General features: G+C 66.7%; 19 protein-coding genes and 1 pseudogene. 11 read left to right on the forward strand and 9 right to left on the reverse strand.

The window, feature by feature from the left end:
• Positions 1-300: 300 nt before the first annotated feature.
• The 4 genes from AC6LJW_RS01565 (at position 301) to AC6LJW_RS01580 (ending at position 3,971) form a co-directional block, all read left to right on the forward strand.
• A complete protein-coding gene (locus AC6LJW_RS01565) occupies positions 301-885 on the forward strand; it encodes a hypothetical protein (protein WP_498086301.1) in 585 nt (194 codons plus the stop codon).
• A 49-nt stretch (positions 886-934) separates the two neighbouring features.
• On the forward strand, positions 935-1,600 hold the full coding sequence (locus AC6LJW_RS01570; RefSeq protein WP_056558603.1) for an RNA polymerase sigma factor: 666 nt from the start codon (positions 935-937) through the stop codon (positions 1,598-1,600).
• Positions 1,600-2,274, forward strand: a complete 675-nt coding sequence (locus AC6LJW_RS01575; RefSeq protein ID WP_498086302.1) for an anti-sigma factor family protein — start codon at positions 1,600-1,602, stop codon at positions 2,272-2,274. The genes AC6LJW_RS01570 and AC6LJW_RS01575 overlap by 1 nt, the downstream gene beginning before the upstream one ends.
• A gap of 68 nt (positions 2,275-2,342) precedes the next feature.
• Positions 2,343-3,971 (forward strand): caspase family protein, encoded by a 1,629-nt coding sequence (locus AC6LJW_RS01580; RefSeq protein ID WP_498086303.1) that lies wholly within the window; start codon positions 2,343-2,345, stop codon positions 3,969-3,971.
• A gap of 36 nt (positions 3,972-4,007) precedes the next feature.
• Here the strand turns inward: AC6LJW_RS01580 and AC6LJW_RS01585 are convergent, their stop codons facing one another.
• The 8 genes from AC6LJW_RS01585 to AC6LJW_RS01620 form a co-directional block, all read right to left on the reverse strand.
• Positions 4,008-4,394 carry a VOC family protein gene (locus AC6LJW_RS01585; RefSeq protein ID WP_427985589.1) on the reverse strand — a complete coding sequence of 129 codons (387 nt, stop codon included), beginning with the start codon at positions 4,392-4,394 and terminating at the stop codon, positions 4,008-4,010.
• Between the two features lie 202 nt (positions 4,395-4,596).
• Positions 4,597-6,393 carry a methyl-accepting chemotaxis protein gene (locus tag AC6LJW_RS01590; protein WP_498086304.1) on the reverse strand — a complete coding sequence of 599 codons (1,797 nt, stop codon included), beginning with the start codon at positions 6,391-6,393 and terminating at the stop codon, positions 4,597-4,599.
• A 185-nt stretch (positions 6,394-6,578) separates the two neighbouring features.
• Entirely contained in the window at positions 6,579-7,526 is a 948-nt protein-coding gene (locus tag AC6LJW_RS01595) for a sensor domain-containing diguanylate cyclase (RefSeq protein WP_056558595.1), read from the reverse strand.
• 187 nt (positions 7,527-7,713) lie between these two features.
• Positions 7,714-9,291 carry a serine hydrolase gene (locus tag AC6LJW_RS01600; RefSeq protein WP_498086305.1) on the reverse strand — a complete coding sequence of 526 codons (1,578 nt, stop codon included), beginning with the start codon at positions 9,289-9,291 and terminating at the stop codon, positions 7,714-7,716.
• Between the two features lie 7 nt (positions 9,292-9,298).
• Positions 9,299-10,468 (reverse strand): hypothetical protein, encoded by a 1,170-nt coding sequence (locus AC6LJW_RS01605; protein WP_498086306.1) that lies wholly within the window; start codon positions 10,466-10,468, stop codon positions 9,299-9,301.
• Positions 10,465-11,610 (reverse strand): D-alanyl-D-alanine-carboxypeptidase/endopeptidase AmpH, encoded by a 1,146-nt coding sequence (gene ampH / locus AC6LJW_RS01610; RefSeq protein WP_498086307.1) that lies wholly within the window; start codon positions 11,608-11,610, stop codon positions 10,465-10,467. The genes AC6LJW_RS01605 and ampH overlap by 4 nt, the downstream gene beginning before the upstream one ends.
• A 152-nt stretch (positions 11,611-11,762) precedes the next feature.
• Entirely contained in the window at positions 11,763-12,677 is a 915-nt protein-coding gene (locus AC6LJW_RS01615) for a GAF domain-containing DNA-binding protein (RefSeq protein WP_235511994.1), read from the reverse strand.
• Between the two features lie 190 nt (positions 12,678-12,867).
• Positions 12,868-13,869 (reverse strand): LacI family DNA-binding transcriptional regulator, encoded by a 1,002-nt coding sequence (locus AC6LJW_RS01620; RefSeq protein WP_498086308.1) that lies wholly within the window; start codon positions 13,867-13,869, stop codon positions 12,868-12,870.
• A gap of 238 nt (positions 13,870-14,107) precedes the next feature.
• Between AC6LJW_RS01620 and AC6LJW_RS01625 the strand changes: the two genes are divergently transcribed.
• From AC6LJW_RS01625 to AC6LJW_RS01655, 7 genes and pseudogenes are all read left to right on the forward strand, one after another.
• Complete coding sequence (locus AC6LJW_RS01625) at positions 14,108-15,250, forward strand: L-talarate/galactarate dehydratase (RefSeq protein ID WP_427986856.1); 1,143 nt, start codon at positions 14,108-14,110, stop codon at positions 15,248-15,250.
• 80 nt (positions 15,251-15,330) lie between these two features.
• Complete coding sequence (locus tag AC6LJW_RS01630) at positions 15,331-16,293, forward strand: Bug family tripartite tricarboxylate transporter substrate binding protein (protein ID WP_498086309.1); 963 nt, start codon at positions 15,331-15,333, stop codon at positions 16,291-16,293.
• A 47-nt stretch (positions 16,294-16,340) separates the two neighbouring features.
• Positions 16,341-16,520 (forward strand): annotated as a pseudogene (locus AC6LJW_RS01635) (cation:proton antiporter domain-containing protein); the annotation flags it as partial.
• A 222-nt stretch (positions 16,521-16,742) separates the two neighbouring features.
• Entirely contained in the window at positions 16,743-17,888 is a 1,146-nt protein-coding gene (locus AC6LJW_RS01640) for a muconate/chloromuconate family cycloisomerase (protein WP_498086310.1), read from the forward strand.
• 88 nt (positions 17,889-17,976) lie between these two features.
• Positions 17,977-18,912 carry a catechol 1,2-dioxygenase gene (gene catA / locus AC6LJW_RS01645; RefSeq protein ID WP_427986851.1) on the forward strand — a complete coding sequence of 312 codons (936 nt, stop codon included), beginning with the start codon at positions 17,977-17,979 and terminating at the stop codon, positions 18,910-18,912.
• 84 nt (positions 18,913-18,996) lie between these two features.
• Complete coding sequence (locus AC6LJW_RS01650; RefSeq protein ID WP_498086311.1) at positions 18,997-20,340, forward strand: MFS transporter; 1,344 nt, start codon at positions 18,997-18,999, stop codon at positions 20,338-20,340.
• Between the two features lie 12 nt (positions 20,341-20,352).
• Positions 20,353-21,132: a 1,6-dihydroxycyclohexa-2,4-diene-1-carboxylate dehydrogenase gene (locus tag AC6LJW_RS01655; RefSeq protein ID WP_056558573.1), complete on the forward strand. Its 780-nt coding sequence runs from the start codon at positions 20,353-20,355 to the stop codon at positions 21,130-21,132.
• Between the two features lie 106 nt (positions 21,133-21,238).
• Here the strand turns inward: AC6LJW_RS01655 and AC6LJW_RS01660 are convergent, their stop codons facing one another.
• Positions 21,239-21,682, reverse strand: a complete 444-nt coding sequence (locus AC6LJW_RS01660; protein ID WP_235511993.1) for a response regulator — start codon at positions 21,680-21,682, stop codon at positions 21,239-21,241.
• Between the last annotated feature and the right edge of the window lie 272 nt (positions 21,683-21,954).

The raw sequence follows: 21,954 nt of genomic DNA on the forward strand, positions 1-21,954 counted from the left end.
CGCTCCGTTCTTGATAAGTGGGAAATATCGGCACGTGGAAGACGCGGGGGGCATTCCAGCGTGCGGGGCTGAAATGGCGAGCCCTTGCTCCTTGCTACGCGCCGTCTTGAAAAAGGTTCGGAAAAAATTTAGCGACGAAGGATAAACCGAACCCGGCAAATCAATCGGCCGAAGAAAGGGCAGAAAAAAAATCGAACCTTTTGCGCCGCTGCGCGTAGGGCTCAGTATCGGCGTCCATACCGGCCGTCCATACTGGCCGTCCATATCGGCACCCGCCTCACCCAAACAAGGAAACACACCATGCAGGACAAAGCACAAGACGTATTGACGCAGGCCAAGACCCACGCGGCACGGCTGGCGGCCATCGCGGTTCAGCGCGTCAACCGGGGCGACGCGGCGGGCGCGTTGCTGTTCCTTCTGGGCACCACGCTGTTCGCGGTGGTGTCCGTGCGCATGATGGGATCGAGCGCCAGCCTGAGCTTCTACGACCTCTTGCGCCTGCAGAACGGCGGCAGCGTGCAGGGCGCGATGGCAGGGCAGGGGTCCGGCGCGGGCTTTTATGCCTTGCTCTGGCTGCTGGCCGTCGTGGGGCCGCTGCTGCCTTCGCTGCTGGAGCATCGCGCGGCGCGCCTGGGTTATTTCGCGCCGCTGGTGTTGTGGGTCATTGCGTTGGCGGGCGTGGTCTCGCAGGTGCAGGAGTTCATGAATGCGACGCGGCAGTTTGCGGGCATCATGGGCAATTCGCGCGCCGGCCGCAGCCTGGCGGGCGACATGGCATCCAACCTGTGGAGCGGTCTGTCGTTCGGATTCGGTTTCTATCTGTCTGCCGCCATTGCGCTGGCCTTCACTGTCCGCGGGGTCGCCGCGTTGCGCCGCCGCGCTTGATTTTCCGCGCCTGCGCAGCTAAGGTGCCGCAGCCCCAAGAACCTGAACCATGAACACGCTCGAATCCAAGCGCTACGTCATCAACAACGTCGACGCGCTGCTGCGCATCATGCACACCGACCCGCGCTATGCGCTGGAGTTTCGGAACAAGGCCGAGCAGCACATCACGCTGAAACTGCGCAGAAAATTCTTCAATGTCCCGCCCGAAGGCGTGGTGGACGCGTTCAACAACGCGCTCATGAAGTTTCTGCAGACGCGCACGTTCAAGGACGAGGGCTTTCTGCACGGCCAGCCCGAGGGCGGATGGACGGCGCATGAACTGGCCGTCAGCAAGCTGGGCGGCTACCTGTACCGCGGATCGCTGCACGAGCTGATCCAGTTTCATCGCCGCACGCGGCATGAGGTGCAGTGGTCGGGTTCCGAGGATGGCGGGGATCTGGATGACGTGGCGTTTGACGACGCCCGGGAGGTGGCCGATGCCTCGCCCTTTGCCGACCCCGCGCATGCGTACGAGCACCTGTCGGTGGTCAAGCGCATGCGCGACTGCCTCAACAAACTCAGCGATACGCTGAAAACCACCATGTTCCTGTATCTGGACGACATGCCGATGGAACAGATCGCCCGGCAGCAGGACCTGCACGTGCCAACCGTGAAGAGCCGCCTGCATGCCGCGCGCAAGCTGGTGACGGAATGCACCCGCAAGGGGATGGACTGATGATGGCTGAAGACCGAGTGCTGTCCTATCTGTCCGGCGAGCTGGACGCCGATGCCCGCCGGGCCTTTGAAGCCGATCTTGCGCGCGATCCCGCATTGCGGGAGGAACTGGAGGCGTGGCGCAACCTGGCCGAGGCGCGGCAGCTTGCGCATAACGAGATCGGGCGGGGCGAGCGCGAGGCTGCGTTCTTGCGTGCGCTGGGGCAGCGCGTGGAGGCCGCGCCGGCGCACGAGTCGGCACCCGCGCCTGCTTCCAAACCTGTGCCTGCACCTGCGCCTGCGCCGGTGTCGCGCCTGCGGCGCTTGTGGCAGTGGCTGTGGCCCACGCCCGCCAGCCCCTTGATGCCGCTGGGCTGGGCGCTGGCGATCCTGCTGTCCGTCGTGGTGGTGCAGCAGGCGCCGGTGGGAGGACCCGAGGTAGTCATGTCCGACGATGTGCTGTCGCGCGGCGGTGCGTCATGTCCGCGGCTGGTGGTGGATCTTCCCGACGCCCTGACGGCGCGGCAGTTGCGCAATACCTTGTCCCAGTACGCCGTGTCCATCGTCGATGGACCCGATGCGGACGGGCGATACGTCCTGGCTGCTGCGCGTGAGTCGTCGCTGCGCGATGCCGCGACGGCGCTGGGCGCGCTGTCTGCCACCGGTGCGCCGGCCGGCGCGTGTCCCAAGCCGTGAGGCGCTGGCGCAAGCCCGCCGTCAATCCCAACGCAAAGCCCACCACCACGTCAGACCCAAAGTTTCCTATGAAGCCCATCAACGAACTCGCAGACGCCAACGTGGCGGACGCGCCCGCGCAACCCCTCCTGCGGCGGCGCTTGCTGGCCGCGCTGATCGGCGCGGGGCTGTGCGGGGGGCATGCTGGCGCCGTGTTTGCGGCGGGCGCCAATGCGCGGGGGCTGAACAACCGGAACATGATGGATGAGGAGCCGGCCCGCTCGGGCGCGCCGGCTCCCCAGCCGACCACGCCGGCGCCCGCGCCCGAGGACGATCCCTCCGCCAATGTGTCGGATCCCAAGACCGCATCGGACACCAAATCCAAGGCCGACCCGCAAGCCGAACCCGCCAAGCGCCGTTACGCGCTGGTGATCGGCAACGCGCGCTACGCCGTCCCGGCCAACGCGCTGGTCAACCCGGTCAACGACGCGCGCCTGATCGCCGACTCGCTACGCCAGCGCCAGATCGACGTGACCCTGCTCACGGACCTGACCACGGCGCAGATGGAAGCCGCCGTCGACGACTTTGCCCTTCGCGCCACGGGCGGGGACCTGGCGCTGATGTACTTCGCCGGACACGCCGTCGCGGTGGACGACGTGAACTATCTGTTCGGCGTGGACCTGCCGCTGCCGCTGAGTGAAGTGCGCATCCGCACGGCGCAGCAAAGCTCGCTGAGCCTCAAGCGCGTGTCGCAGGCGCTCCGGCGCGCCAACGTGCGCGCCCGCCTGATGGTGCTGGACGCCTGCCGCACCAACCTGACGCGGGGTACGCCCGCCTCGGGGCTCGTGCACGCGGTGCCCGCGGGCGGCGAGCTCATCGCCTTCTCCACGCAGCCCGGAGCCACCGCCGAGGACGGTTTCGGCAACGACGGCCCCCGCCACAGCCCCTACGCGTACTACTTCGCGCAAGGGCTGCGCGCGCTGCCCGGCTCCGCGCCGGTGGAGACCTTCTTCAAGCAATTGACCGCCGACGTGCAGGTGGCCACCGCCTACCGGCAGATACCGCACTACGCCAGCAGCCTGGTCGGCACCGTCACCTTCACCACGCTGGCGGACGCCCAGACGCCCGCGACGCCGGGGGCATCCGCCGGTCAGACGGCTCAAGGCCGAGGCCCGTCGCCCACGCTGGGACGCGATCTGATCAAGGCGCGCATGAGCGCCTGGGAATACGAGATTGAGCGGGGCGCGCAGTATGTGGACGAGCCCCGGCTGGCGTCGTTGCAGGCGCGCGCCAAGGCGGGCGATGTGGTCGCCATGACCACCTTGGGGCTGATCGCCGAAAATGGCGAGCACGTGCAGCAGAACTACCCCGTGGCCGCCCGCTGGTATCAGCGCGCCGCCGATCAGGGGTTCGCGCCCGCGCAAACCTATCTGGGCGAGCTGACCGGCATGGGCCGGGGCGTGCCCAAGAATTACGCCGTGGCCGAACGACTGTTCCGCGATGCAGCCGAGGCGGGGCACCGGCGCGCGGCGCTGGATCTGCTGGACGTCCGCGCGCGCATGGGCGAACCGATCGATCCGCGCGAGTGGGCCAAGGTGCTGCAAGACGCCGCGCTCAATCCCGTCGGCTTTCCGATGCCGGGCATGGCGCCCATTCCAGGCATGGCGGACAACCCGTGGATGCGCGCGCTGGGTGTGCGCCCGCCCGGTCAGCCCTGAACCCGGGGGCGGCGCGGGTATGGCGTGTCAGGCGCATCAGGCGGGGCGATGGTACACCGCCTCGACGTTGTAGCCGTCGGGGTCCAGGATGAAGGCGCCGTAGTAGTGCGGATGATATTGCGGGCGTAAACCGGGCGCGCCGTTGTCGCGGCCGCCGGCCGCCAGCGCCGCGCTGTGGAAGGCATCGACTTCGGCGCGGCTGCGCGCGCGGAACGCCACATGCACGCGCGGGGTGCTGGGCGTGCCCTGATGAATCCAGAACTCGCCGCCCGGGTCGCCCGCGTCGTCGGGCTCCCCGATGCCAAAGCCCATGCCCGTCGCCAGCGCCTTGCGCGGCACATAACCCATCGCCGCCAGCGCACTCAGGTAGAACGCCCGGCTGCGCGCGAAGTCACTGACGTGAATCTCGATGTGGTCCAACATACGCTGCTCCTCGGAAAGGCGGCCGCGTGGGCCGGAAGGACCAGCATAGGTGAGCGGGCAGGGCGAGGTCGCTTCGATTTGCAACGTGGCGATACGCGGTTGGGCGCTAAGCGCGGCACGCCGCCAATCGGTAGCGAAGCGCTACTGAGGGTGCGTCAATGACGCACCAACCATCAGTTCGACCCCCGGCGCGCCACGGCGATCAGAAGCTTTCCCAATCATCATTCGACTGCGCGGGCTTGTGGTCGCCGGGCACGCGCAGCGGGCTCTTGGATTGCGGGGCGGGCTTGGCTTGGGCGCGGAGAGTGTCCGCCGGCTTGGCGGCTGCCGGCCGGGTAGACGCCGGCTTGGCCAGCGCGCGTTGCGGCTTTGCGGGCTGTGGCGCTGCCGGCTGCACCTCGCGCACCTGAGCAACCTGCGGCTGCGCCACGAAACGCGGCGCGTCGTCTTCAGCAAGACGGAAGACGCTGACCAGCTTCACCAGCGTGGCAGCCTGCGAATTCAAGCTGTGCGCGGCGGCGGCCGATTCCTCCACCAGCGCGGCGTTTTGCTGCGTGGTCTGGTCGAGCTGGTTGATGGCGTCGCCCACTTGCGAGATGCCTTGTCCCTGCTCGTGCGCGGCGGCGCCGATTTCGGCGATCAGGTCGGCAACACGGCGCACCTGCGTCACGATGTCGTTCATGGTGCTGCCGGCTTCGCCGACCAGGTTCGAACCGGCTTCGACGTTGCCCACGCTGTCGCTGATCAGCTGCTTGATTTCCTTGGCGGCGCTGGCGCTGCGTTGGGCCAGCGCGCGCACTTCGCTCGCCACGACCGCAAAGCCGCGGCCCTGTTCGCCCGCACGGGCCGCTTCGACGGCGGCGTTCAGGGCGAGAATGTTGGTCTGGAACGCGATGGAGTCGATGACGGCGATGATGTCGACGATCTTGCGTGAGCTGGCCGAGATGGCATCCATGGTGCTGACCACGTTGCCGACCACTTCGCCGCCGCGCGCGGCGGCTTCGCTGGCCGAGCCGGCCAGGCTGCCGGCCATCTGCACGGATTCCAGGTTCTGCTTTACCGCCGAGTTCATCTCTTCCATCGAGGCCGCCGTCTCTTCGACGTTGGCGGCCTGTTCTTCGGTGCGCTGGCTGAGGTGGGCGTTGCCGGACGAGATCTGCGTGGCGCCCGTGGCGATGGACTCGCTGGACTGGCGCACCTGGCTCACCAGTTGCGCCAGGTTCGCGCGCATGGCGTCCATGTTGGCCAGCACGCTGGTCTGATCGCCTTCACGGCGTTGCACGCGCACGGCCAGATTGCCCTTTGCGACTTCCTGGGCGATCTGCGCGGCGTAGGCGGGTTCGCCACCCAGGCGGCGCATGACGGAGCGCACGAGGCCCAGACCCAGGATGCTGCCGATCAGCGCGCACAGCACGATCAGCGCGGTCAGCGTCCAGAACGTGCGTTCGACCGCCGCGGCCGCGTCTTCGGTGTCGAGGCGGGCCAGTTCTTCCTGGCGCTTGGCCGCTTCCATCAGGATGTTGCGCGCGGCGACATGCAGCTCGGCCGAGTCCTTGTGCAGCACGGTCATCGCGGTCGGATCGTTGCGGTCGGCCAGACCCTTCACGTCGTTGACGGCCGCCTTGTAGCGGGTCCAGGTGTCGGCCAGCTTGCCGCCGAGCGCGCGCAGGGCGGGGTCCTGCTCCTGCTGCAGACGGTCACGCGCCTGCAACACGGATTTTTCGGATTCTTCGTTCAGACGCAGCTCGTTCTGGCGGCCTTGCGGGTCGGTGTTCCAGATATAGACATACATGCGCCGGAAGTGCGTGGCGCCTTGGCGGGCGGCGTCGACGACGACGCGCAGCGGCATGACGGTTTCCGTGTACATGGCGCGCTGCTTCTGGCTGATGCTCCAGAGCTGCTGCATGGCGATGGCGCCAACGGCCACCAGCATCACGATGAAGAACAGCACCAGTGCGGTCAGGCTGCTCCGGAGAGAGAGATTTCTGAGTTTGGACATGATGGGCACGCGACGGGGGCGCGGAATGCGCCCTCCACCCGGGCACTACAGCACATTATGTTGCGGTGCAATACGGGGAACTGCGGGCGAAAAAGGCGGGTCGGCGGTGTTGGCCGGCTGCCTGTTCCGATATGCGGGATTTTTCGCGGCGGGTGACCGGACGCGGCCGCGTTCCCAGGAGGACGCTACGCGCCCAACTGCACATGCTCCACGCGGTTGCGCCCGTTGTTCTTGGCCAGGTACAACTGCTGATCCGCCGCCTTGATGAGGCTGCCGCGCGCATGCTGGTCATCCGGCACCACCGTGCTCGCACCCACACTGACCGTGACGCGCCGGCCGTGCGGCGACAGCGCGTGCACGATGGATTTCTTCTGGAGCTGTCGCTGGCATCGTTCGGCGACTTTGCGGGCCACCTCGGCATCGGCCTCGGGCAGGAGCACGACGAATTCTTCGCCGCCGTAGCGGGCAACCAGATCGCGCGGGCCATCGAGCGCCAGGCTCAGCGTCTCGGCGATCTCGATCAGGCACTTGTCGCCCTGGGTGTGGCCATACAGGTCGTTGTATTGCTTGAAGAAGTCGACGTCGAAGAGCAAGACCGACAAGGGCTGGCGCTCGCTGCGGGCGCGCTCCCATTCCAGTTCGAAACTGCTGTCGAAGCGCCGCCGGTTGGCGATATTGGTCAGGCCGTCCTTGAAGGACAGCACCTCCAGTTCTTTCTGCAGGCTGAGCAGTTTTTCTTCGGTCTTTTTGCGCTCGGTGATGTCGAACATGAAGCCGATCAGGGCTTCGGGTTCGCCGCTTTCCGTGCGCACGACGTGAACCACATCGCGGATCCACACATAGCCGTTGTCCTTGGTCAGCGCGCGGTAGTCCGCTTCGTGGTCGACGCCGGCCTGGGATTGCGAGACGCAGAAGTTCACGACGTATTCGCGGTCCTCGGGGTGCATGCGCATGGCCCAGTCTTCGACGGTGACCCAGCTATCCGTGCGCCAGCCCAGCAGCGCCTCGATCTGGGGGCCGATATAGGCGAACTTCATCGTGGCCCAGTCGATCTTCCAGGGAATCGCCTTGGTCGATTCCAGCAAAGTCCTGTACACCGCGTTGTCGTTGAGAAGCGTACTGTCGTCGGCCATGCTCAATCCTTTCGGGATCCCGAGGAACGAGCACTGTAGCCCGAAGCGGGGGGCGACGGGAACCTGCTCGACGACAGTTTGCGGTCAGGTTGACTAGAACGGCACCGCCAGCTTCAAGGACCCCGAATCGCCGCAAATCCGCCTTTAGTCGTAGATGCGTCCGGCGCGCCTCGCGGGCAGGGGGGCGCTATTTCCGGACCCAGTGCCCCAGCCCGCTGTCGTTGTAGTACTTGATGTCAAAACCCTGGGCCTGCCCTTTGTCCATCTTGAAGACGATGGATGCCCGCGACGCGATCATTTCGGCTTCGCCGGCCGGCGAAAACGCGAACGTGTCGCCGTCCCAGTGGCGCACGGGAAAGCGCATGTCCTTGGGGCCCAGCACCAGCGTCAGCGCGCCGTAGGCTTCTTCGATCCGGGCGGGGCCGTAGTAAGGGTTGTCGAACGTGCCGGTGTACTGCGACAACGCCTTGGATGCCGCGGGCTTGGCGGGATCGGGCTTTCCGGTCAGGTCCGCCTGCGGTTCGAACAGCTTCTTCATGGCGCCGTGGTACGCCGCATACCAGTCGCGCGTGGACTTGCCGTACAACGCTGTGTCGGTGAACGTGGCCACCACGGCTTCCGCCGCGCCGACCGGGGCGCCATTGGTCAGCACGACGATGCCGATGCCTGCGGAGGGCACGATGCGGAAGGTGGTTCCCGTGCCCACCAGGAAGGCGCCGGAATGCCCCATCGCAGGGCGTCCGCCGGTTTCGGTGTTGACGTTGAAGCCATAGCCGTAGAAGCCGGAACGCGACTTCAAATCGGGCGCGGGGGCGCTGAAGGCCTGCGGCGACAGTGCGGGCAGCAGCGCGCCGGTCGCGGCCAGCGGCTTGCCCTGATGTTGGCCATCAGCCAGCAGCAGTTTCAGCCACTGCGCCAGATCCACCACCGTGGAGGACACGCCGCCCGCGGGCGCCTGCGCATCGGCGTTGCGCTTGCCCGCCTGCACGAAGTGGCCATTCTGGTAGGCGTGCAACAAGGCGCGGTTGGCGTGCGACTCGAAGTCCGCATAGCGGTAACTGGTCGACGCCATGCCCAGCGGCTTGAAGAGCTGTTCGTCGGCCAGCTGCTCCCACGGGCGTCCTGCTGCACGGGCGATGGCCTCGGCGCCGATCGTGGTGCTGAAGTTGGCGTAGTGGTAGGAGGTGCGGAAGGGGGTGAGCGGCAAGAGGCGCAGGCGCGCGATGACGTCGTTGCGGGAAAAGCCCAGATCTTCCAGATCGTCGCCCGCCGTGGGGGGCAGCCCGGTGCGGTGCGCAAAGAAATCGCCGATGGTGGCGTGCTCGGACACATAGGCGTTGCTGAGCGCAAAGCCGGGCAGATGACGCGATGCGGGGTCGTCCCACGTGGCCTTGCGCTGGGTGATCTCGATGGCGGCGACCGTTGCCGACAGCGACTTGGAAATGGACGCGATCTGGAACACGGTGTTGGCATCCACCGGCGCCTGTTTGCCCACTTCGCGCGTGCCGTAGCCTTGCGTCAGCACCGTCTTGCCATCGATGACAACCGCCACGGCCAGGCCCGGCACCTGGCTGCGTTCCATGATGTCCTTGATGACGCCGGGCAGTTCCGCGACGGCGCGCTCGCGGCTGCCGGCCGGTATGGCGACCGCGTCAGCCGGCGGGTAGTCGGCGGGGGTAATCGGCACGGGCTGCGACCAGGCTGACGTGACGCCGCCCAGGGCAAGAACGATCGTTGCGGTGATGCGCGTGGTTGTGCTGTGCATGTTGGCCTCAGAATCCTGCTTGGTAAGCGATGCGAAAGACGCCCTGGTTGAGGCGCAGGGCCTGGTCGCGCTGGTGCGTGATCCCGGCCTGCACGATCAACCCCACGGGCGTGACGTAGGTGACTGCGCCCGATACTCCCCAATCCGTACTGTCCAGCAGGCCATGCCGGGCCAGCGTCTGGCCGCCGCCGGTCAGCTTGCGCACGGCGGCCGTTGCGGTGATCTGCCAGCGGTCTCGAGACAACGACACCGAGGTTACGCCATTGCCGTTGGAAACCGGCGCGCCACGAAAGGCGCTGGAATACGTAGCCTCGTTGAACCAGTTCAGGTTCCATGCGTTGCCCAGCGGCGTGTCGTAACTGAGGCGGGCCGACATCGTGTTGGCGCTTTTGCCCTGATCCGGATCCAGGTGCAGCCGGCCCGCGTCCACCCCGCCCGATATGCCGGGCAAGCCGGGCAGGTCGCGGAAGTCGTACGAAAGGATGAACGACTTGAACTGGTCGCTGAATCTTGGCGGCTCGTCGGGACCGAGCAGGCCGCCGTCCAGGCTGAACCTGCGGTTCATGGCGGTGTTGTCGCGCTTGAATAGCAGGGCGGCCACGGAATGCGTGCCGCGGCCCGACGTGCCCAGGGTGTAGCGTCCGCCCACGCCGATCGATCCGCGAAATTCCGAGCTCTCGTTAAAGCCCGAGTACAGGCCGTCCACCACGTGCCAGGCGTCGCCAAAGCCCAGGTCCATCTTGCCGCCGTACAGCGCGTAGTTGTCGGCGGTGTAGGCCGCGAACAGGTTGTCCAGGTTCACGCCCAGATCGGAGAACGCGTTGTCCTTGGTGTCGTTGGTGGACGAGTTGAACGTGGCCTTGGTGCGGATCGAGAACTCGCGCGTCAGTTGCAGCACCAGCGCGGCCTCGGCGGTGGGCTGCACGCTGCTCCAGTGCGAGCGCGGAAGCTGGCCGTTGTCGTCGTGCACGCCGAAAAAGCCGGTGTAGCCGGTCATCAGCAGAAACCTGCCGTTCAGGCGCGGATACGACTCATCGCCGTCGGCCAGATCGCTGTAGGGCGTGAGGAAGATCTCGGTCTTGAAGATGTCTCTTGCCTCTTGCGCCGACGCGCCGTGCGCGGCGGCGGCAAGCAGCGCCGCCGCGGCCTGGCGCCGCGCACGATGCAGACGCCTCACCGCGCCAGCTCAGCCGCCAGTTCGCGCACCTGCGCATGGATGTTGTTGAACATCCCGAAATTCACGCGGCTGGCGACGACGAACACGCCCAGGTCGCGGTTGGGTGACAGCACCACGTACGACATGAAGCCGCCAATGCCGCCGCTCTTGCCCAGCAGCAGTGGCGTGCCGTTGCGCGGCAGGGTGACCACCCATCCCAGTCCCATGCCGTCGGCGTCCGTGACCTCGGTGCCCACAACGGATTTAAGCCCGTCGTACGGCAGCCACATCGTGTGCGCCAGCAGGGCGTTCTCGCGGGCCTGCTGCGCGCCATCCAGATGCCAGCGCATCCAGTGCACCATGTCGTCGGCCGTGGCGTACACGCCGGCGCTGGCATACATGATGTCGGGCGCCACCGCATTGGGGTCGGGCTTGTCGAAGGGATCGAGACCCGTCATCAGGCGCTTTTTCTGTGCTTCGTTCAGCACGTTGGTGGCATCGGTCATGCCGGCGGGCTTGAAGACCTCGTTGGCAAGCACGGTCGAGTAGTCCGCGCCGCCGGCCTTGGCCAGCGCGTCGCCCAGCAGGCCATAGCCCAGGTTGGAATACAGTGTCGTGGTGCCGGGCGCGTAGGCGGGCTTGTGGCTGCCCATCCACTTCCAGTAATAGGCGCGGTCGAAGGCGGCGAACGGATTGTCGGCGGGCTTGGCGTCGGGGTTGGGCAGTTCGCGCGGCAGGCCTGCGGAATGCGTCGCCAGGTCCAGCAGCGTGATCGGGCGGCCGTTGGCGTCGACCTTGGCGTTGTCGGGTGCGTACTTCGACAGGGGGTCGGTCAGCTTGAGCTTGCCCTTGGCTGCCAGCGACGCCAGCACGTCGCCCGCGAACACCTTGGACACCGACGCAATCCGGAAGATGGACTGGCCGTCGGGTTCGATGCCGCTGCCCGGCGCGGTTTCGCCGTAACCCTGGACCACCACCTCATTGCCGCGGACCGCCGCGATGATGAGGCCCGGCGCGCCGCCGTTCAGATACATCTGCATGCCGGCCATGGACACGGCATCCTGCAAGGCCAGGTCGGCGGCCTGGGCCTGGCCTGCGCCCAGTGCGCAGGCGGCGCTCAGGGCAAGAACGGGGATGCGCGGGAGAAGGCGGGACGTCAGCATGCGGATCTCTCTGAAGACGGCGAGGAACGGGTGTCCCTCCGCATGCCGCGATGATCCCAAAATCCCGGTGCGTAGCCACCAGCGTCAGGACGAAACAACATCCCGGCGTGATGAATGGCATATTGGCCGGCGTTTCTGCCGGCGGTCCGGGCTCAGATTCCCATGCGTTCGCGCAGCGGCTTGCGGTACGCGCGGGACACCGGCCACGCGTCGTCCACGGCCCGCATCCGGATCTGCCACCGGTCGACGCTTCTGCGGTCCACGTCCATGACATGCAACGCGTTGGCAATGGCGGTGCGGTGAACGCGGAAGAACGTCTTCTCGGGCAATAGCGTCGACCAGACGCCGAGCGCGCGCGAGTCCAGCACCATCGAGCCGTCGTCCAGCCAGATTTCGCTATAGTTTCCCGCCGAGCGCACGCCCACGATGGCTTCCGGCTGAACGCCCCGGACCACGCCGCGCATGCTCAGGTAGACGACCGATGCAGCGGGGTTGCCCAGCGGCGCCCGCGTGCGGCCGCTTCCGTATTTGGCTTGTCCGATCAGGTTGGCGCATTGGTACAGCGCGCCGACCTCGCTGGCGGACCAGCGCCGGTGCCGCGCGGTAGTGTCGAAACCGATGATGCCTTGCAGCTTGCCGTCATGGCAGACCGGCACGCTGAGCACGCTCTTGTTGCCCTGGCGCTGGAATTCGGCCTGGATGGCGCGCGCGGTGCGCGGCAGGTCGTTGACGTCGTGGATGGCGACCGCCTGGCCTTTGACCATGAACCGGTGCAGCCAGGCGATCAGCGTGGTCGGCACGTCCTGCAGTTCGGCGACGAACGGTTCGGTCTGGCCGCGGCACCACTCGTGGGTATTGCGCAGCCGCAGCATGTCGGGGCGGTATTCGATCATCCACGCCCGGTCGATGTCCGAGGTTTCGCCCATGTACGCAAGCTGCGCCGAGATCGCATCGTCCGCGGGCAGCTTGAGCAGGCTCATCGCGCAGTGATAGAGCCAGTCCGACGTCGGGTTGGGGTTGAGCAGGGTGACGGGGTGAGTCTGGTACTGGCCAACATCATCCTTCACGGGCGGTTCCTTCTGAGGCGGCAGGGCGCTTCGGGACGCGCTGTCGAACGCGCGCGGCTCGGCGGGATTTTCCTACCGGCGGCGCGGTCTGACAACCGCCTGTTGCGATAGGTGGCCAGCCAGGTGTCTGACACCCTCCGGAGAGGATCGTCAGCTTGCGGCACCGTCTCAACGGGTGTCAGACACCTTTTCAAGTTGCAGCGGACGTGCCCGTCGATTCGCGTTCGACGATCCGGAATCCCACGTCGATGACGGGCTCTGGTGGAGCCTCGCCGCGGCAACGCGCCATCAGCACGCGCGCGGCCTGGGCGCCGATGTCTGCGCCGTCGATCTGCACGGTGGTCAGCGAAGGCGCCAGGTGCGCGGCGAAGTCGGCCCCGCCGAATCCACAGACCGCCAGGTCTTGCGGCACGCGCAGGCCGCGCACGCGTGCCTCGGTCAGCACGCCTTCGGCCAGCGCGTCGGCGCTACAGAAAATCGCCTGCAGGCCGGGCGACCTATCGAACAGTTCGGCGGCGGCGCGCCGGCCGGACGCCACGTTGCTGGGCGCCGGGACGACCGCCGTGGGCACGTCATGGCCCAGGGTTTCCAGGAAGGCCGCCCGGCGCACCGCGGCGCGCTGATCGTCGCCGGTGGCCAGGCCCACGTTGCGCCACCCCTTGGACAGGAAGAATTCGGCGACGGCGCTGCCCACCTGCCGATGCGAGAAGCCGACCAACATGTCGAGGGGGCGCTCGGTCAGGTCCCAGGTTTCGACAACCGGGATGCCGATCTCCCGCAGGCGGTGCGCGGCGGGGATGTCGCTCAACAGGCCGGCAACGACCACGCCGTCCACGCGCCGTCCCGCCATGGCGTTGAGCAAGGCTTCCTCGCGGCCGCGGTCATAGCCCATCTGCCCGAGGATGAGCTGGTAGCCCTCGCGGTCGAGTTCGGCAGTCAGCGCTTCGATGGTGGGCAGGAACTGCGGGACCGAGATGATGGGCACCAGCGCCGCCACGGTGCGGCTGCGCCGCGACTTCAGACCGCCCGCCAGCAAATTGGGGATGTACCCCGTTTCCGCGACGGCCTGCTGGACGCGCGCGATGGTGGCCTCGGAAACGCGGCCCGGGTTGCCGAGGGCGCGCGACGCGGTGATGAGCGACACGCCGGCCGCGCGGGCGACGTCATGCAAGGTGATGGATTTGGGCTTCATGGAACCGGAAAGTGCGGGTTTGTACGGATCGCGTGCTGGCTTGCCGCGCAATTTGGACAACGTTATCATGAACGTCAGCTGCAACGTTTTCCTCCCGCCGCCAGCCAAGCTCCGCATAACCGGCGCTTTTTATTTGGTCGCAAATGACAACGTTGTCCATTCGTCGGCGTGACCCTTCATGACGTGACGATTCTTTCGCTTGGTCCATGCAGGACCGCCTAAATACCCGGAGACTTCCATGACCGCCACTTCCCACGCCGACCGCATCGCCTGGTTGCGCATCTCGTCGTGCTATCTGCCGCTGGCCACCCCGATCAGCGACGCCAAGGTGCTGACGGGCCGGCAAAAGCCGATGACCGAGGTCGCGATGCTGTTTGTCGAGGTGCAGACGGAAAACGGCGACGAGGGCATCGGCCTTAGCTACTCCAAGCGCGCCGGCGGCCCGGGGCAATTTGCCCACGCCAAGGAAATCGCGCCCGTCCTGATCGGCGAAGACCCCAGCGACATCGGCCGGCTCTGGACCAAGCTGTGCTGGGCCGGCGCGTCCGTGGGCCGCAGCGGCTTGTCGACCCAGGCCATCGCCGCCTTCGACGTGGCGCTGTACGACCTGAAGGCCCGCCGCGCCAACCTGCCGCTTGCCAAGCTGCTGGGCGCCTATCGCGATTCGGTCGCTTGCTACAACACGTCCGGCGGCTTTTTGCACACGCCGCTCGAGCAACTGCTGGTCAACGCCAGCGCGTCGCGCGAACGCGGCATTGGCGGCATCAAGCTGAAGGTCGGCCAGCCCGACCGGCAACTGGACATCCGGCGTGTCGAAGCCGTGCGCAAACACCTGGGCGACGACGTGCCGCTGATGGTCGATGCCAATCAGCAGTGGGACCGCCCGACTGCGCAGCGCATGTGCCGCATCTTTGAACAGTTCAATCTGGTGTGGATCGAGGAGCCGCTGGACGCCTACGACCACGAAGGCCACGCCGCGCTTGCCGCCCAGTTCGACACGCCGATCGCCACCGGCGAAATGCTGACCAGCGCGGCCGAGCACAGCGAGCTGATCCGCCACCGCGCCGCCGATTACGTGCAGCCCGACGCGCCGCGCGTGGGCGGCATCACGCCGTTCCTGAAGATCCTTTCGCAAGCGGAGCAGGCTGGCGCGATGCTGGCGCCGCACTTTGCGATGGAACTGCACGTGCACCTGGCCGCCGCCTATCCGACCGAACCGTGGGTCGAGCATTTCGACTGGCTGGAACCGCTTTTCAATGAGCGGCTCGAGATCCGCGACGGCCGCATGCTGGTGCCGAACCGCCCGGGCCTGGGCATCTCGCTCAGCGATCAGGCGCGCGCGTGGACGCGCGACACGGTCGAGGTCGGCAAGCGGATCTGATCCATTCCGGTCCCGCCGTGTTGCGGCGGGACACATGCACCACCAACGGCGCGACAGACGCCAATCCAAAGGAGACTCGCATGAAAAAATGGTTCACCACGCTTGCGCTCGGCCTGGCCGTCACGGCATCGGCCCAGGCGCAGAACTGGCCCGCCAAACCCGTCACGATGCTGGTGCCGTTTCCGCCGGGCGGTTCGACCGACCTGATCGCCCGGACGGTTGCGCCCAAGCTGCAGGAAAAGTTCGGCGGCACCTTCGTGATCGAGAACAAGCCCGGTGCGGGAGGCACGCTGGGCGCGGGACAAGCCAAGCGCGCCGCGCCCGACGGCTATACGGTGCTGGTGTCGTCGCTGGGCCCCTTCGTGATCGGCCCGCACCTCGTCAAAGAGCCGGGCTACGACGCGCTCAAGGACTTCGAATACATCACGGTGGCCGTGCAGGCGCCGAACGTGCTGGTGGTCAACGCGAATTCGCAGCTTCGCGACATGAAGGGCGTGCTGGATTACCTGAAGTCCAACCCGGGCCGCATGACGTTTGCATCGGCGGGCAACGGCACTTCGGATCACCTGACCGCAGAACTCTTCTGGCAGGAGACCGGCACGCAGGCCACTCATGTGCCATACAAGGGCGGCGCACCGGCCATCGTGGATCTGCTGGGCGGCCAGGTCGACGCCAGTTTCAGCAACATCAACACGTGCCTCACGCACATCCAGTCGGGCAAGCTGCGCGCCATCGCGGTGACGAGCGCGAAGCGTTCGCCCCTGCTGCCCGACGTGCCCACCATGGAAGAGCTGGGTCTGAAGGGCGTGACCGTGACGTCGTGGCAGGCGTTTGCCGGGCCGAAGGGCATGCCTGCCGACATCCGCGACAAGCTGCGCGCCGGCATCGCCGACGCGCTGAATGACCCGTCGGTGAAACCGCGCCTGCTGGAACTGGGCTTTGAGGTCGTCGGCAACACGCCGGCAGAATTCACCAAATTCCAGGCCGAGGAATTTGCCCGCTGGAAGAAGGTGATCGAAGTGGGCAAGATCACGGCGAATTGATTGCGCGCCCCTTTGAGCCAAGGTCACGTCGATCCGCGGGCATTCGCGTCCCGTCGCCCGTGGCGTTCGCCATCGCCGCCATCGTGTCGCCGACGGACCCGGTGGCGGTCGAAGCGATCTCGCGGCGCGTCCACATCCCGCGCCGCATGATGGCCATCCTGGAAGGCGAGGCGCTGTTCCACGACGCCAGTGGCCTGGTGGCGTTTCGCTTTGCGGTTGCGGCTGCTAGACCTGCACGAAGCGCACCTGCGGTAGCGCGCGCGTGCACGCTTTCAACGCCTAATCCTGCTGGCAGACCCGGAAAGTATCGAAAAACGAGCGCCGCTTGTTGGGGCAAGGCGAAAACATTTATGCTTTAAAGGTATCAATTCGGATTCCCAAAGTATTGGACGCGAAAAGTCGCGGGGTCTTATAAACGCCTCGTGACCATCCTTTACGCAACGCCGTCCATGTCCGCAGCCACCATCGAACGCATCGAAACCTGTCTCGTCGACCTTCCCACCATCCGTCCGCACAAGCTGTCGGTGGCCACGATGTATGGCCAGACGCTGATGCTGGTGAAGGTGTATTGCAGCGACGGCGTGGTGGGGATCGGCGAGGGCACCACCATCGCCGGCATGGCGTATGGGCAGGAAAGCCCCGAGGCCATGAAGCTGTCTATCGACGCTTATTTCGCGCCCGCGATGATCGGCCAGGACGCGACGCGCGTGCAGGCGTTGATGGCGCATCTGGGCAAGCTGGTCAAGGTGAACCACTTTGCCAAAAGCGCGCTGGAAACAGCGCTGCTGGATGCGCACGGCAAGCGTCTGGGTGTGCCCGTCAGCGAACTGCTGGGCGGCCGGCGCCGGGATCGCGTGCCGGTGGCCTGGACACTGGCGTCGGGCGACACGGATCGCGACATTGCCGAGGCCGAGCAGATGCTGCAAGAGCGCCGCCATCGCATCTTCAAGCTGAAGATCGGCGCCCGGGACCCGAAGGTCGATATCGCGCACGTGGCTGCGATCAAGCGCGCGCTGGGCGACCGCGGGGCGGTGCGCGTGGACGTGAACATGGCGTGGAGCGAGACGCAGGCGGCGTGGGCGATTCCGGCGTTGGCAGAAGCCGGTTGCGAGCTGGTGGAGCAGCCGGTGGCCAGCGCCGCGGCGCTGGCGCGACTGATGCGCCGGTTTTCGGTGGCGTTGATGGCCGATGAGGTGTTGCAAGGTCCGGACACGGCGTTCGAGATCGCGCGGCAGCACGGCGCGGATGTATTTGCCATCAAGATCGAGCAGAATGGCGGCCTTTTTGCGGCGCAGCGCGTGGCGGCGATTGCCGATGCGGCGGGCATCGAACTCTATGGCGGCACGATGCTGGAGGGCGCGGTCAGCACGGTCGCGTCGGCTCACCTGTTTGCCAGCTTTGCGCATCTGCAATGGGGCACGGAGCTGTTCGGTCCCTTGCTGATCACCGAGGAAATCCTTGCGCAGCCGCTGGACTACAGCGACTTCGAATTGACCGTGCCCGCCGGCCCGGGGCTCGGTATCGAGCTCGACGATGCCCGCGTCAAGCGCTTTACGCGCGACGGGCTGATCAAGGTCACGGACAAGAGACACTGAAAAAAAAGGCGATGCGGCGGCAGGCGACGCCGCATTGCCCGTACCCACACACCGTACCCATACAAATAGACAACCCCTGGAGACAGACATGAGCCTCGACGTATTCAACACCCCGGAAGTGCAAGACCTGCTGAAGGCCGCGACCAACATTGCAGGCAGCGAGGGCAACCCGCGCTTCAAGCAGATCCTGAACCGCCTGTTGAGCGATCTTTTCAAGGCCATCGACGACCTGGACATCACGCCCGACGAGGTGTGGGCCGGCGTCAACTACCTCAACCAGCTTGGCCGCGACGGCGAGGCCGCGCTGCTGGCCGCCGGGTTGGGGCTGGAGAAATTTCTGGACGTGCGCATGGACCACGAGGACAAGCTGGCCGGCCTGGACGGCGGCACGCCGCGCACCATCGAAGGCCCGCTGTATGTCGCAGGCGCGCCCGTCCTGGACGGCGTTGCCCGCATCGATCTCGATCCGGACGCGGACGCCGGCCCGCTGGTGATCCGCGGCGTTGTGCGCGATACGAGCGGCGCGCCGCTGGCCAATGCGGTGGTGGAGTGCTGGCATGCCAACTCCAAGGGCTTCTATTCGCACTTCGACCCGACGGGCGCGCAGACCGACTTCAACCTGCGCGGCGCGGTCCGCACCGACTCGGAAGGCAAGTATGAGTTCCGCACGCTGATGCCCGTCGGTTATGGCTGTCCGCCGCAGGGCGCCACGCAGCAGCTGCTGGACGCGCTGGGCCGTCATGGCAACCGCCCGGCGCACGTGCACCTTTTTGTCAGCGCGGACCAGCACCGCAAGCTGACGACGCAATTCAACATCGAGGGCGATCCCCTCATCTGGGACGATTTCGCTTACGCCACCCGCGAAGCGCTGATCCCGCCGGTGACCGACAAGACGGGCGGCGCCGAGCTGGGCTTGAAGACCGACGCGTACAAGGAAATCGAATTCGACGTCGTGCTGACCGGCCTGCTGCAAGGCAAGGACAACCAGGTCGTCAATCGCCTGCGCGCTTCCGCCCAGGCCTGAACCCGGCAGGCATCGCCACCGCGCGATGCCGCCACCCGATACCCATACCGATAACGGGCTCCGCGCGAGCCCGGGGAGACTCTCATGGCCTCAACAATCTCCATCCCGAGCCTGATCGATCAGGAACGGATGGGCGCCTTTCAATGGCGCGTCCTGATCCTGTGTTTTCTGATCGCGCTGTTTGATGGCTTCGACACGCAGGCAATGGCGTTCACCGGGCCCGCGATCCTGACGGCATTCAAGCTGCAGGCCGGCGACCTTGCGCCGATCTTGACGGCCGGCATCGTCGGCATGACGGTGGGCGCCATGTCGTTGGGCCTGGTTGGCGACCGTATCGGCCGCCGTCCCGCCGCGCTGATCGGCGTGGCCGTCTTCGGGCTGGCGACGCTGTTGACGGCCGCCGCGACGGAGACGTGGCAGATCCTGGCGCTGCGGTTCATCGCGGGGCTGGGCATGGGCGGCTGCACGCCGATCGTGCTGGCGCTGGCGGCGGAATACGCGCCGGCGCGCCATCGAGGCGCGGTGATCACCGGCGTGCTGCTGGGCCTGCCGGCGGGCGCCATGCTGGGTGGCCTGCTGGCCGCGAAAATGCTGCCCGTGATCGGATGGCAAGGCATCTTCATCGTGGGCGGGGTGGCGCCGCTGTTGCTGCTGGCGGCGCTGGTGGTGCTGCTGCCCGAGTCGCTGCAGTTCAAGGCCATGCGCGGCGACGCGGCGGGGCAGGGGTATGTCGCCCGCATCCTCGCGAAGATCTCGCGCCAGCCGCTGCCGGCCGGCATACGCTTCACGGTGCCGGAAGACGCGACCATCCGCGCCAGCGTCAAGGCGCTTTTCACCGACGGCTATGCGCGCAAGACGCTGGCGATCTGGTCGGTGTACCTGCTGAACTGGGTGGCGTGGTTCATGCTGCTGTCGTGGCTGCCCACGGTGCTGAAGGCCGCGGGCCTGCCGGCCGACCAGGCGCCGATGGGCACGTTCACCGTGAATCTCGTGTTCATCGTGTGCGCCTTCCCGTTGTCGTACCTGATGCCGCGCGTGTCGACGCGGACGCTGCTGATCGCGATGTTCGCGCTGGGCATCGCGGTGTCGTTGGGGTTGGGGTACGCGGGAACGGACTGGACGCTCGTGTTCATCCTGATTGGCGCTGCGGGCCTGGGCATCGGCGGCCAGCAGCTGGCGCTGAACTACCTGGTCATCGGCGCGTATCCGACGGCGCTGCGCGCCACGGCGACGGGCTGGTCCATCGGCGTTGGCCGCGCGGGCGCCATCATCGGCTCGGCCATCGGCGGCAGCTTCCTCGGCTGGTTCGGCCCGTCGGGCTTCTTCATGGTGCTGGCCGTGCCGCTGGCGGGGGCGCTGCTTGCCGTGCTGGCTGTGGACAACAAGTCGTCGCAACCCGCGCCGGGCGAGCTGTCGCGCGCACATTGATCGGGAGGTTGCATGAATCGCTTTGACAATCAGATCGCGCTGGTTACCGGCGCCGCCCAGGGCGTCGGCCGCGCCACCGCCAAACGCCTGGCCGCCGAAGGCGCTGCGGTCGTGCTGGTCGACCGCGCCGCGGAACTGGGCGAGGCCGTGGCCCGCGAGATTCGCGAGGCGGGCGGGCAGGCGTCGTTCATCGACGCCGATCTCGAAACCCATGCGGGCGCGCAGCGGATGGTGCAGTACACGCTGGACACGCACGGCCGTATCGACGTGTCCGTGCACAACGTGGGCGGCACGATCTGGATGAAGCCATTCTGGGAATACACGCCGGACGAGATGCAGCGCGAGGTGAACCGGTCGCTCTGGCCGACGCTGTGGTCGTGCCGCGAGGTGATCCCGGTGATGAGAAAGCAAGGCCGCGGCGCCATCGTCAACGTGGGCTCAAACGCCACGCGAGGCATCTACCGCGTGCCGTACTCCGCCTCCAAGGGCGGCGTCCACGCGGCCACCGTCTGCATGGCGCTGGAACTGGCCGAATCCGGCGTGCGCGTCAATTGCGTGGCGCCGGGCGCCCTGGACAACGGCGTGCGCGCCATCCCGCGCAACACCGAAGCCCCCTCCGACCAGGACCGCATCTGGCAAGGCGAGATGTACACGGACTGCCTGGCCGGCACGCCCATGCATCGCATGGGCAGCATGGAAGAGGTGGCGTCGGCCATCTGCTTTATGGCGGCGCCGGAGGCGTCATACATCACGGGGCAAGTGATGTATGTGGCGGGGGGGCATGTGGGGTGAGGAGACGAGGGGTGTCAGACACCTGTTGACGCAAAACGAAAGGCCGCTACCTGATGGCAGCGGCCTTTTCTGTTTGCGGCCGCCCTGCGGCGGGGGCGCGCGACGTTCATGCCGCGCGGGCGAGCGGTGCGGCGCCGATGCGGCTCAGGGAGCCGGAAAACGGGCCGGTGCGCGGGCGGGACTGCGGCTGGGGTTCGTGGATCAGGCCGCGCACGGCTTTGAGCACGTCGTCCGGGCTGGCCGGTTTGCGCATCAGCATCGCGCGGCCCGCGCAGGCTTCCAGGATTTCATGTTCGGGACGGCCGCTCAGCACCAGCACCGGCGTTTCGTGCAGATAGGCGTTATCCCGCATGGCGGTCAGGAGGGCGGCGCCGTCCATGCCGGGCATGGACAGATCGGTGATCACGAGGTCGGGGCGCAGGTCGATCATCTGCTGCAGCGCGGTGAGTCCGTCGGTATGCGTCGTGACGTCATAGCCTTCGCTGCTCAGGAACTCGCACATCAGGGCAACCAGCGTGGGCTGGTCGTCCACCAAAAGAATTTTCGTCATTTTTATAGGGTGCCACTGTCGGCGGGAATTCGGTTGTCTGCGCCGCCGGCTGTCCGCCGCTTCAAGCTGGGTGGAGGGCGCGCCGGCCAAGGGCGGCGCGCGGAAAGGCGGTCTGCAGATCGGGAAGCCGAATCCTAGGGCATGCCGCCGCCGCGTTGGTGTAGTAGTTGTATCCAGACGCAACTCCGGACCGTGCATACCTGTATAGTTCGCCCGTGCGAAGGATGGTCCGCAGGCTTCTCCGTCCCTATAATTCTTCGCACTCTGCCTTA

The sequence above is a fragment of the Achromobacter sp. 1012554356 genome (assembly GCF_059760815.1).